The following is a 12,218-nucleotide window of genomic DNA, read 5'->3' as shown; positions in this document are numbered from 1 at the left end:
AAAGTGGGATTTATACAGCTAGTATCGCAAAACTTATGATCCGCACAGGTATAAAATCATAATAGAGTAATCTCCAGTAGTAAACTGGTCTATCTATTACCCCTGAGGTTCGAACGTGTCAGACATTATGGTTATATTGGTATTTATTTTCATTAAATTAGAAAGTCATAAACTTATCATGGGGTTAATGTGGGGCTTTGCGAGAGTAATCACTTAACCATATTCTATAAACTTAATCACTTTCAAAAATGATTAAGGTGTGAAATCTGCAATACTTGAACCAATGTACATGAAGTATTTACGATATTGACCTTTAGGTTGTACTTCTGAGCCTGTGTTAACTTGACGTGAAGCATCTAAAGTAACATTGCGATTACGAGTAGACCCACCTATATTGCCAGATACCGTGTCTAGGTTAGGCAACTCTGTATCTGAATCTAATACTCCATAGCCAGTACCAAAGAATGCTGTATTTTCACCACCAGAAAAAGCACTAACACCACCTGTTATATTTACAATCTGGTCTTGGAAACCTTCCTGTAAGACACTTACATCAGTGACATCACCAGTAGACTTATCAAAGCCACCATCACCCTCATCAATCATACGGAAAGTAGTAGAACCATCACCAGAACTGAACGCACTGACTGATCCATTATAGCTCGATGCTTTTACAGCTAACCATGTTGTATCATCTAAAATGGTACTCTGACTATCTTCGATCATCTGCCAAACTTTAGGGTAGTCAGCTCGCAACAACTCTTGCCCAACGCATCGAATATGGCAGTCACTAAAATCATCAGCCGTTAGTGGAGACCTAGTTATAATGTCGCCTATTTTTTTATCATCCAAGGCTTGCAGTAACGCGGTCACATCACCTTTACTGTAAACAGTATCAGCGTCAGCTTTCTCACCTAATAAAGTATCTGTCTCACTATCACTATAAGCCCCAACATCACTAGCAGTAAGATCTACATTGTTATTACCATCTGGTGCCTTACCATTCACCGTTGCCACACCAGTAAACACAAAGCTACTTGCTTCATAACTACCAGATTGCCCCGTCACGTTGTAAATAATCGCATTACCGTTCTTTACTGTGACACCATTTAGGTCACCACTGGTAAATGTGAATGTGGTTTCAGGATCTACGAAATTAACCAGATACATTGTATCTACTTCACCTGATGGTGGGTATGGCGTTCCAGTCGTAGGAGTAAATTGACCACCGTAAATTAACGCACCGGTTACAAAAGCGGCTGCACGATCAGACCAGTATTTTGCGTTGTTCGTGTCACTTGGAGTATCTGGTGATGGGTTGATCCCTGCTGCCCACATTTGAGCAAGTAATGCAGCAGCTTCGGTATCAGATTTATCTTGAGCCACTTGAGCTGTGTTATCCGCAACTTCTTGGCGATCTGATTCTACGTCAGCTTTATCTTGTGATACTTGTGCGGTATCAGAGGCTACCTGATCGGCGTTTGATTGAACGGTATCATTAGCAGCAATGACTTCATCACGTTGTTGTTGCACAGTAGCTGCATCTTGAGCCACTTGAGCTGCATTATCTGCAACTTCTTGACGATCTTCTTCTACCGCTTGCTCAATACCTTCAACGCTTGATGCTGCTTCTTCAGCTCTATCTGCTGCTTCTACTGCTTCAGCAACTAACTGTTGAACTTGTAGGATCTGCTCCGGTGTTAATGGTTCATCAAAACTCAATAATGAATCTAAATTAAGGGGGGATGGTGTATCCGCATTAACTGTAATTTTCCCTACTTTCTCAAAATCATTTTGATAACGAACAAGCAGATAATGAATGCCAATATTCACTGTAAAATCATAGTTACCATCCGTGTCAGTGATCGTATCGAAAAAAGCTGTTGGTAATACACCATCAGATCCCGTTACCGTAAGCAATTGGATAGGCGTATTTGATGATGGCTGGCCACTGGAGTCTTTTAAAATACCGGTTACTTGAATTGTCATGTTTGCTCCAATTTAATTAAAGTCACTAGATGCTGGTACAAGAAGCGCATTTAGATATTGATTATAAATACTTGATGGTGCTGTCGAACCACCTTGTTCCCACCGCTTTAATTGGATTTGAATTGTTCCTGAACCTGACCCAACATAAACAGTGACTCCATAAGAAGCTCCTATTCTTCCGAAAATGGGCTCTGTAATGATTCTTTGGGTTCCATTCACCAAGATCCTTCCTAGACCATAAATCTCTATAGGTAAAACAATTACATTCCTTGCCAAACCCACCGATGAAGCTTGCCACGTTATAGTTGCTACAGTAGTCCAGCTAGTTGTATCCACATTAATTGCATTAACATATATGCCCTTACCTGATGTAATATTGCCCTGAATATTATTAGCGCTTAACGTCCCTTTTATAGTGCAATTCTCATTGATCGTGACATTATTAAGAGTTCCACTATCTGCAGTAACCTGACCTTTAAATGTCCCCGATGATGCGTATATTGCTCCTCGTGCGGTAATGTCATTAAACTCGGCCTTTCCATCTGGCCACAACTTATATCCAGTTCTCCCTTCAACAAAGTCACGGCTAACAATCTCTATGGCTTCTAAGCGTTCGACTACAGTTGTGACAAGATCTTGCTCTTTTGTTGTCTTAACTGTTTTTTGAACCCATCCCGACTTTCCGTAACTGTTTACAGCACGGATCCAATAGTAATAATTGGTATCAGGGGTTAAACCACCGGTTGTCCAACTGGATGCAATTTCATCTGGCTGACGACTTTCTGATGGTGGATCTGTTGATTCACTGGTATCCAGATAAAACTCAAACAATGTTCCATAAGGTGTGGTCCCTGCCGAATAGACTGGAATTAGATAGATAGCCCAATTTGAAGCTCGAATACTAATTTCATCGGGTGTACTTGGCGCTGCTACAACAAAACTCATCTCTGTCACAGTAGATTTAGCGCCATTAACTCCAACTGAAAATAACTCAACCGAGTAGTTACCAGCTAGGCGGCCATTGATTGGTAGCTCTGAACTTGGGAATGGTACTTGAGCAGATTGCACAATAAACCCAGCATTATCTTTGATAATCACATTGGTGTGAGCAATTTTAAACGCGGTGTTTTGCCAGGTAATCACACCTTGCACTACATCCCCAACTTGTTGCGCTGTAAATTGAGGGTTGCTTGGCGCAGCTATGCCTCCAGTTGGTAAGTTGATTAGAGGTGGTGTGGTGATAGGTTTTCCAACTGCATCATCGTAAAAATTAGCTAGATCACGACGAACAACAAGATTAACTCCATCTTTAACACTAAAATCCCAATCAACGACAATGTACTCATCATCAAAACCTATAGTAGGTAGCGATAACTTAATCATACTTCCTGGCGTTGCCTTGAAGCCTCTAAGGTTACAAGGTAACGTAATTGTCATACCGTATCTTGATCGCATCAACGTTAAATCGGCTAACCTTTGCGCCTGATACGGTGATGGCACATAAGTTAAATCTAAATCGAGAGGGATTTCTTCACCATCTTCCGTAATCCAATCGTCAATGCGAACTTCTGGATAATCTACCGTTTCGTAGTTTTGATTCGGTGCAACGTATGAACCACGGACAATATTAAAAGCGTCTTGACGTTCTGGCTCTGGCTGAATATCAATAGGACCGATTAAATCATCTTCAGTTATTTCAATAAACGCAGGGCCATAATATGCACCCACTCTTAAACCTAAGCGCCCTCCCACACGAATCCACTCACCGGCACACGTCGCCAACATTTTCTCTAATACACTTGCTGGAGTATCCGTATCATCAAATTCAGCCGACATGATATAGCGACTTTCAATCCCACCTTCAGGATCATTCACAAGCTCATCACAAATATTGGCAGCCTCCATGAAGGTATCCATAATCAGAAATTCATCTTCCCACCCCCAAATATTCCTTAAGGCATGTAAAATACATAATGCTGAATTTTCCGAGAATTTAGTCACTCCATCACGAGGGTCATACACTTTATATCCGTGTTTCATCCAATTGACGTTTGGTAGGCCTGTCGGATATTTTTCTTGATCAAACTTTAAAGAAATACGACACCAAGAAAAACCTTTCCCAATCATGTCAGATTCCCAATCAGGGCAATTGGTCAACAAAAAATCATCTGAGGAATTTAAACCCGAAATAAAATGTTCTTCTTCATAATACCCAGCGTAATTATTAGGATCTTCTTCGTTAATCAACAGTTCTCCGACATACGAAATATTATGACCAGCATGAGTAATTGCCATATGAATCCACTCACCATCGACCTGATCGCCCTCTTCTTCATTGGCAAAGAACAATAAACCCGAAGAACGTCGCTTACCGAAAATATGATTTTCAGGTAGCGATGATGAACGAATGATTTGTTTTCGCTCTGAAGTTGAATCTTCATTGGCCATCGACTTAGCTTTTTTAGCCACTGAATAACTATAAGCAGCAGATGCAATGGCAATAGTTGCCATGGCAATTGCACCTGCATTAGCCCAAATAGCAGCCCCAACGGCCGCAACTGCAACTGCCATTATATGATTCTCCAAGCGGTTTTAACTTTGCCACGAATACGGTATAAGCCGCTTTCAGTGGTTGAAATTAAAGAATTACCAAAACGAAAAGCCATGATTCCATTTTCCATCATGGCGACATCACCTCGTTGCATAAAGTTAGGGCTAATTTGTTCAAAGTGCTGATCGAGAACGGATTCAACAGACCCATATTTTTTTAATGCTGCTTGCGCACCTTTCTCTGTCTTGTACTTGCCTTTATAGGGCTTATACAGATCAAGCCCTGTTTGAATTTCGATTACTTTTGCTGTTAGTACGCAACAATCAAAAACACCCCATTTAAACGGGGTGTTTTGGTTAGATTTAATGTAATCAGATAAGGCTTCTATTTTCTTAGGTTCCATCAACTGCTCCTGTAATTAAACGAAGGTGCGTCTTTCTTGCTACCCCAATAAATAGGTAGTGATGCCATTTGAGAAAGATATTTGAAGATATGGTCATCAGGCACGCGCGCAAGGTGACTTTCATAATCAAAGCGCTTAGTGCCGGCACGTTCCCAATCTGCAAACCGATCAACTAACTTAACTGACACAGACATCTTTTTGCCGTAGGTATATTGCTGGGTTGAAACTCGACCTGCAAATATCACGCTCACCGAAGTCACGGTTTCATCATCACCAATCGAGCAAAGCATGATCTTGGCTTTTCGACCTTGTGAACGTTCATTGAGCGTTTGAGCAACTAACGTAGGATCCAAACCAGACATTGTTAATTCAACATTAGACGGACTTGTTTTACTTGTTTGCGGAATGGCACTAATGCCACCAAGCTGACCGACACCGACATAGTCTTGACCATCGATAACATAGGTTCCAACGCCAGAATGGGCGCGAACAGGAACTGGGGCATACAAAATCTCAACAGCCATCACTAACCGCGGACTGTCTTTTTCTAGCTCTTCTAAAATAGCATCGGTAAACAATTGGCTCATTTGTAAATCACCTCACTAAATTTCAACTTATCAAATGTAGCTAACTGCATGGCCTGGTTCGTTCTTGCAAAGGAATCCATATCAAGCTTGACCACGACATAGGGATTAATTGTTACGATTGGCTCTGAATTAGGCGGACTTTTGCGAAGTGGTGGATTAAAGCCGAATGTAGCTGCACCTATTGCATCACTCCACACGTCTTCATTTACTTCTTTTAATTCATCATTCACGGTGATCAAATCGCCTAGTTTTAATACCAATTGTCTAGGTTTCCACCCTGCTGTAACTAACTGGCGACCTGTTTGACCATCACCTGACACGTATGGCGTGCCCTTTGCTGGCGTTCCATCCCTACTGTGATCGGTAATTGCGCAAACACCAGACTTCCCCTGCAAATCATTCAAGAAAACAGAAAGCCTGCGCCACTTTTGCTCTGTTAACGTATTGAAGTTCATTTCGATCACCCATCGAGCGCCAGGGTGATAAATGTTTTGCTCAACACCTGTGAACTCGCTCTCAAAGCTAAATGATGGTTGGTTTAGGGAAATTGTCGTTTCTAATGGAATGAGATCAGCAGGGAACTGTTTATATTCCATAACTATCTCCTGATTTGGTTTGATACAGGGCCATTACTTCGAGCATCGTCATACATCATTTTATAGCCACGTTGCGCGGCATCAGACATAATTTTTTCTGTTTGCTCGTCACCGTAAATATTACCCATCACTTGAATTGTGACATTGCCACCAGCAGCGGGTTGATTACCATTTTTCATGTAATTTTTCAGATCTTGGTTTTGTTCTTTTGATACCACTCGTTCACCACCTTGCAGCAACCAAGTTTGATCTTTTCCATAACCTGGGATTTCATCAATACCACCGTGGGCGACACCAGCAATTGCCTGACCAGCGGCAATGCCAATAGATGTATAGCCAAGAGCCCTTACTGAATTAGACATAGCAATACCAACTGGCCCACTACCTCCCCACTTAAGCGCATCAGCAGCAGCCTGTTCTGTTGAAATGATCATTGAAGGAATCGCAGCAGCTTTTTGAGCGAGAAACAAAGCCTTATATATTCCTGACTGCTCTTCACCAGCACTTTCAAGCATGTCGGTTGTGATGCTAAGCATATTAGTTGTGTAACCAAGCAGCCCCATAGCTAATGCTCTTTGCTTAGCATCGGCATCAGCCGCTCGACGGTCTACTTCTTTGTTATACTCTTCATCAAGTGCATTTTTTGCCTCTAAGTATTCTTGGTGATCAGAGAGCCCTTGCTCAAGAATTGCATTTTCTCGTTCATACTTTTCTTCTAATGTCTCAGTAGAAAGCTTTAAAGAATCTGCTAATGCTTGTGCTTCCGCATCTTGTTGTTTAGATAGATTTAATAGATAGGTATCGACGGAGTCTGTGCCACCGTAAATATCTCCCCATGTTTGTGCTTTGTTGTTGTCTGTTTCGAAAGCGGTTTTATGAATGCTTTTTGTTGACGGAAATATTATTTCATCTTGACCACCATAAAGATCCCCAAACGTCGGTTGATTTTTCTCGCGCAACTTACGAAGCTCATCTGTTTTCTGGTTATACTCAACCAATATCGCATCAAGTCTTTCTTTATCTTCTGCTAAATCATCTTCATCATAAAACCACCCCGTACCAGCATTGATTTTTTCCCTTAATTCACGAGACTCTTTAGCAAGCGCATCAATCTCAGTTCTTAGCCCATAGCTTGCCCGACGATCGCCCATCGTTTCCCAAGTTTTCATGAACTCATACACTTCTTTAATAGCTGGCTCTAAAGCGGTTGCAGTCATTTGCTTTATTGAAACGGTCATTAAATCTATGTTTTCTGCCGTTTTTCTATAATTAGCGACTTGTTCAGGTGATAACTCTTGATTGAATTGGCTATATTTACCAACGAGTCGATCCATTTCTGCTGCATTATTCGAAAGCAAAGGAATTAAGTTAGTAGCCTCACTCCCCATCCCCTCAAGCGCATGACTCATTTGCCCAGCAGACAGTCCAGCCGATTCCATCTCGGAAATCATCTTTTGAAAAATTCTCAGACCAGATAAACCTTCAACACTTCTTGCCCACTCAAGTGTTTCTTTCTTGGTCATATTCATGGCATCGGCAAAATCTTGAAGCCCACCGCCACCAGTATTGATGTATTCGCCAACTTTCTCTATCGCATCTTTACTGACATTCGCAATGGATTCAGCCGTTAGATTATATTGGCTAGCCGCGTATGACATGGCGTTGTATTCATTGATGGTCATATTAGAAATACGAGCCATATTTTGCTGATTACGAACCATCGTTGATGTTGCAGACACGCTAGCTGCTAATACTGCCGTCCCTGCAGATGCATAACCAGCTACAGACTTACTCATTTCTGCAAACGAGGTTTTGGTTTGCTTTTGGGTCTTAGTTAACTCGGTTCTATATTGAGACGAGTTAAGCCCCATGTTCACTAATAACGATCGTAAGATTGCCATGATTAAGTCCTATACCTCTGCAATGTCCGAACCGTTTACTTTGAATAAGGTCATAAATTGCTTTTTAGATGATTCAATATCGATGTTTTCAGGCGTGAATTCAGGCGGTAATTTATCTGGGTTCTTCGCGTAATATTCAATTTCGAATTTATCTTGCCACCGACTAAGCTCAGACATTGGAAACTCATCAACAATAAAAAGAGGACAGCCAATAGTTTCGGCTATCCTCCATTTCAATTGCTCATTAAAGTTCTTTTCTATTCGTCTTTTTTTTTGTGGATATCTTCGGCAATAAGGCCGTTGATCTCCATCGATTTATGAACCAATCTATTTAACAATTTAGGCGGTAAAGACTCTTCAATAGCTTCGATTTCTTCAATGCTATGACACTGCTTGCCACGCGTATTTACCATGCTGAACACGAGAAAAACGGTACGAGAGAATGTTTCCCCTTCACCTAATCCTCGTAAAAACTCTGCATAAGCTTTCGCACGTTCACCCACCATTTCAAGCAAGATAATTTCAGCCCCTTCACCAAGCTCAGGAACTGGAATTGTTTCTTTTTTTGGGGTGTATTTCGTCAACTTGGTAACTAACATTAACTCACCTCTGATACCGTTAATGTGCCTTGGGTTGTTGTGGTTCCACCACCAATAGCTACTACGGTGTATACATCATCAACTTGATGGCCAATGCCACCACCAGTAACGGTAACCGCAGTAATAGCGCCACTTTCCACTGTCGCACTTAAGGTTGCGTTAATTCCGGTTCCACTGGTAGCGAACTCTTTACCTTGAGTTAGTGTATATTCACCATCTGCTACAGAAAACTCTCCAGCTTCTGTAATGGTCACCGCCGACACTGAGGCGGTATTGTTACCTGAAGCGTTGGCAAATGAAGGTTCACCGGACATACGATAAGACACGTCATATTCAATGATTGTGTTGGCATCGGATGTTTCTGGCATACCATAGCCACTGGTTGCAATTTGAAATAATGCAACAAGCTGCTTGCCGTTTTCATCAACCGGATAGACAACTTTAAACTCAATGCTTTTTGATTGCTCAGCAGCATCAATAAATGCCTGCTGAATGTCATCATCAAGATAACGAGCAAGTTTCATGGTTGATTCCTCAGTGTCTTTTACCCCACCGATATAACGTTTAGTGCGATCTTTTAAAGTGGATTGATCAACGAATGAGCCAGTGGAGCCAATTCGACCTAATGAGCGAACGCCTTCCAGTTCTGCAAAATTTTGGCTTTCACCTAAGATGCGGTAAAAACAACAAGTGCCTGCAACCAACGTTGCATTTTGGGTTGTGTCTGTCATGTTAGTTATCCTGTGTTTGTTTAGGTGTTAATTGCAGTTCAATGTTGGTTGTATAAACGGGGTCAGAGCTATCATCTCTCGGCTCATCGGTATCGCTCAAAATGCTGATATATTTAAAGTTATCCAATGAACTAGAGCCATCAATAGCCCGCAATTTGTTGCAATAATCTTCGGTTTCAAGGCGTGATTTATCTGAGGAAATAGAGACTTGTACGTTGATTCTTCTTAGTATCGTTTTTCCTTTTAGTACGCGCTCATTTTCTCGAGAAATAACCAAATAAGAAGCAGCTGGCTTACTTTCTCCTTCAGGAATAAAATCTTGCCAAACAGGAATGCCTAGTAAAGATGTTAAAAGTTGGTAGATACTCGTCATCATTATTTTTTCCCAACCTTTCTATCAATTGCTGTACCAAGCACGTTCGATGTGCGAGTTAATGTAATTTCAACATTGGCATCCATCGTTGGTCGCAATACAGGTTTAGCCGGCATGCCAGGATGAAGGCCACCACCGTTATCTTTTCCTCTGGCTGCTTTAGATTTTCTACTCAGTTTGTGAGGCTGAGTACCAAACTCAAACCAATAAGCAAGAACAGGAGCTGTAATGTAATAACCTGTTGGGTAATAGGCTTTTGCTAATGGTTCAAGTGAACGAATTCGATATACCCCAACAGAGCCGATAATATCAGCCCATTTCTTATTTTTAGGTGCAGTCGTTCTTAACCTTACAGAGTCATGAAGAACACCAGAACGCTCCCCCCATCTCGACTGCACATTTATTTTTGTTTGGTTATAAACGGGCTCCATTCCCTTGCGTACCGCCGATCTCATCACTTGCTTTTGAGTGGCGACTTCTAGCCCCTTCATAGCTGATTCAAGATCAGCCAATCCTTGCAGATCAAACGAGAATGGATCGGTCATATTAGTCACCTATATATCGAGCAGTAATTATCAATGACCGCTTTTTCTGATCGCCTTCTGGCATGGGGTAACCCTCAATGGTTAGCAGGCGACCATCACGCAATCGGACCATGTCTTTAGGTAGAATATCGTTTCTGTAACGGATGCGAATGGTGTGAATTTCTTCTTGCAGCTCAACGTTTGATGTGAGCTTTTGATTAGTGCTTTTTACTCTGTCATCACATCGAACGTCATAAGCGTAAGGGCGGAACTCTTTTTTTGTTCCTCCTGCACTATCTTTAACGTCGATTAATCGACACAAATCAATTTTGCTTCTTAGCTTACCTGCTTGCATAGTTATACCGGAATAAATTTATAACGAGAAAGAATGCTCATTGCGCCTTCGCTGATCGCATAAGTTTGAGTGCTTGAAACTTCCTCGCGATTTTCATAGTAATGAGCAACTAACATCAATGCTGCTAGCTTTATATCCGCTTTCCAAATCAAAGCAACCTCATCATCCCCTGCATCCTCTTTGGATTCATAAAGCACGCGATTGGTATAATCCTGAATACGCTCAATCGCAGCATCAGCAAGTGCGAGCAAATAATCATTTTCATCGTCATCACTGACATAAGTTTGCTGCTTAATTTCATCAATGGTTAAAAACGCCATAAGCTACTCATTAATCATTCATTAAAAAAGGCGACCTAAGCCGCCTTTCTATTTCCATCTCTGGGAAAATTATTCGCCAGATGGTGCTGCCGGAACGGCCATTTTTTTTATGGCTGCTGTATCTTCAAGCACAGTATCGAAGCGGTGGAATGCCAAGAAGCCGACTTGATCTGATTCAGCATAAAGCTCAGTTAAGCGGCGTAGTTGCATACCTGCTACACGACGTAGCACAAACGCATTCCAATCACCGGCGTAAATGTCTTCCATGGCTTGATCAATAAAATATTTATAACCAAGAATAGTGGCTGGCGTATGTCCGCTAACTTCTGGCAACCAAATTGGTCGTCCTTGCAAATCTTCTTCTTGTTCAGCAATCTGCAGTGTTGCATCATTCATAGCGAGGCTGAAAGAATCCATACCACGATATGCTGGATCCACCGCATGGACTAGGCTATTAAAGTCTTTCCATGATAACGCTGAACCTGCTGCTGGGACCGTTCCGGTTACTGAAGCCGCTAGACCTTTATTCTCAAGACCGGTGCCTGTTCCGTTCACGATAGCGTCCGCTTCTTTACGGCCAATACGCTGAGCAATGCGAGAGCCTAAGTAAGCATCCATATTGATACCAGAATCAGCCAGCAATTCATTAGATGTCAGAATCACATTAGAGGTGATTTTCTTAGCGCCAAGCGTAACTTGACCAAATATCACTTTTTGCTCTGTCGCTTTTACGTTTTCACCAATAAATGCCCCCATGTCGGCGGTACCGTCACTGGTCGCCCACTGAATAGGATTGCCCGACGATGTAACAACAACCTGGCAATGATTAGCTACACCACCATAAGCTTTCATTGATTCCACAATACGATCTTGGAACGTGGTAGGAACGGTGTAACCACCATCCGCGTCGGTACCAACTGATTGCGCACGTGCTTCACGAATCACTTGCTTATCTTCGCTTGATAAGCCGCCAAATCCAGAGCGGATCATCTTATCGAAAGCTTTGTGATAACGCTCTTCTTTACCACCAGTGGCATCATGAATATTACGAGAGCGCTCTTCTTGATCTCGCTCACGTTTAGCATCCGCTTCATTTTGACTACGAACAGTTTCTGCAAGTTGGATACTGTTATCCAGATCTTCCAGTTCAGACTTCATCGCCTTAAATTGAGTACGTTGCTCATCAGTCCATTTTTGGTCAACAGAAATGCTGTCGTTTAACGTACGCATTTGACCCGCAATGTTGTTACGTTTTTCTTGTAAATCTTTCAATTTAGCCATTTTAGGCT

Annotated in this window: 14 protein-coding genes; all 14 read right to left on the bottom strand. The window is 41.8% G+C overall.

Translation table 11 applies throughout. The features are described from left to right. Positions 1-252: 252 nt before the first annotated feature. On the bottom strand, positions 253-1,989 hold the full coding sequence (locus ACE3G9_RS01405) for a prophage tail fiber N-terminal domain-containing protein (protein WP_449218272.1): 1,737 nt from the start codon (positions 1,987-1,989) through the stop codon (positions 253-255). A 12-nt stretch (positions 1,990-2,001) separates the two neighbouring features. Beyond that, positions 2,002-4,560 carry a phage tail tip protein J-related protein gene (locus ACE3G9_RS01400; RefSeq protein WP_449218271.1) on the bottom strand — a complete coding sequence of 853 codons (2,559 nt, stop codon included), beginning with the start codon at positions 4,558-4,560 and terminating at the stop codon, positions 2,002-2,004. Further along, positions 4,560-4,943 carry a DUF6950 family protein gene (locus ACE3G9_RS01395; RefSeq protein ID WP_449218270.1) on the bottom strand — a complete coding sequence of 128 codons (384 nt, stop codon included), beginning with the start codon at positions 4,941-4,943 and terminating at the stop codon, positions 4,560-4,562. The genes ACE3G9_RS01400 and ACE3G9_RS01395 overlap by 1 nt, the downstream gene beginning before the upstream one ends. Next, positions 4,943-5,530, bottom strand: a complete 588-nt coding sequence (locus tag ACE3G9_RS01390; protein ID WP_449218269.1) for a hypothetical protein — start codon at positions 5,528-5,530, stop codon at positions 4,943-4,945. The genes ACE3G9_RS01395 and ACE3G9_RS01390 overlap by 1 nt, the downstream gene beginning before the upstream one ends. Continuing rightward, the gene (locus ACE3G9_RS01385) at positions 5,527-6,126 is read right to left on the bottom strand and encodes a hypothetical protein (RefSeq protein WP_449218268.1); all 600 of its coding nucleotides are present in this window, start codon (positions 6,124-6,126) and stop codon (positions 5,527-5,529) included. Before ACE3G9_RS01385 ends, ACE3G9_RS01390 begins: the two co-directional genes overlap by 4 nt. A gap of 2 nt (positions 6,127-6,128) precedes the next feature. Then, a complete protein-coding gene (locus tag ACE3G9_RS01380) occupies positions 6,129-8,027 on the bottom strand; it encodes a hypothetical protein (protein WP_449218267.1) in 1,899 nt (632 codons plus the stop codon). 9 nt (positions 8,028-8,036) lie between these two features. Further along, positions 8,037-8,204, bottom strand: a complete 168-nt coding sequence (locus ACE3G9_RS01375; protein WP_417536338.1) for a hypothetical protein — start codon at positions 8,202-8,204, stop codon at positions 8,037-8,039. An 80-nt stretch (positions 8,205-8,284) separates the two neighbouring features. After that, entirely contained in the window at positions 8,285-8,626 is a 342-nt protein-coding gene (locus ACE3G9_RS01370) for a hypothetical protein (protein ID WP_417536337.1), read from the bottom strand. Further along, positions 8,626-9,357 carry a hypothetical protein gene (locus ACE3G9_RS01365; RefSeq protein WP_449218266.1) on the bottom strand — a complete coding sequence of 244 codons (732 nt, stop codon included), beginning with the start codon at positions 9,355-9,357 and terminating at the stop codon, positions 8,626-8,628. Before ACE3G9_RS01365 ends, ACE3G9_RS01370 begins: the two co-directional genes overlap by 1 nt. Before the next feature lies 1 nt (position 9,358). Continuing rightward, positions 9,359-9,733, bottom strand: a complete 375-nt coding sequence (locus tag ACE3G9_RS01360) for a hypothetical protein (protein WP_449218265.1) — start codon at positions 9,731-9,733, stop codon at positions 9,359-9,361. Then, on the bottom strand, positions 9,733-10,275 hold the full coding sequence (locus tag ACE3G9_RS01355) for a hypothetical protein (RefSeq protein ID WP_449218264.1): 543 nt from the start codon (positions 10,273-10,275) through the stop codon (positions 9,733-9,735). Before ACE3G9_RS01355 ends, ACE3G9_RS01360 begins: the two co-directional genes overlap by 1 nt. A gap of 1 nt (position 10,276) precedes the next feature. Then, on the bottom strand, positions 10,277-10,609 hold the full coding sequence (locus tag ACE3G9_RS01350) for a phage head closure protein (protein ID WP_449218263.1): 333 nt from the start codon (positions 10,607-10,609) through the stop codon (positions 10,277-10,279). 2 nt (positions 10,610-10,611) lie between these two features. Further along, positions 10,612-10,929, bottom strand: coding sequence for a head-tail connector protein (locus ACE3G9_RS01345; protein ID WP_449218262.1), 318 nt, complete (start codon positions 10,927-10,929; stop codon positions 10,612-10,614). A 69-nt stretch (positions 10,930-10,998) separates the two neighbouring features. Further along, entirely contained in the window at positions 10,999-12,210 is a 1,212-nt protein-coding gene (locus ACE3G9_RS01340; RefSeq protein WP_449218261.1) for a phage major capsid protein, read from the bottom strand. Positions 12,211-12,218: the final 8 nt, after the last annotated feature.

This window comes from Vibrio sp. E150_018, from assembly GCF_053544035.1.
This window is presented reverse-complemented; position numbering and strand designations above follow the sequence as displayed.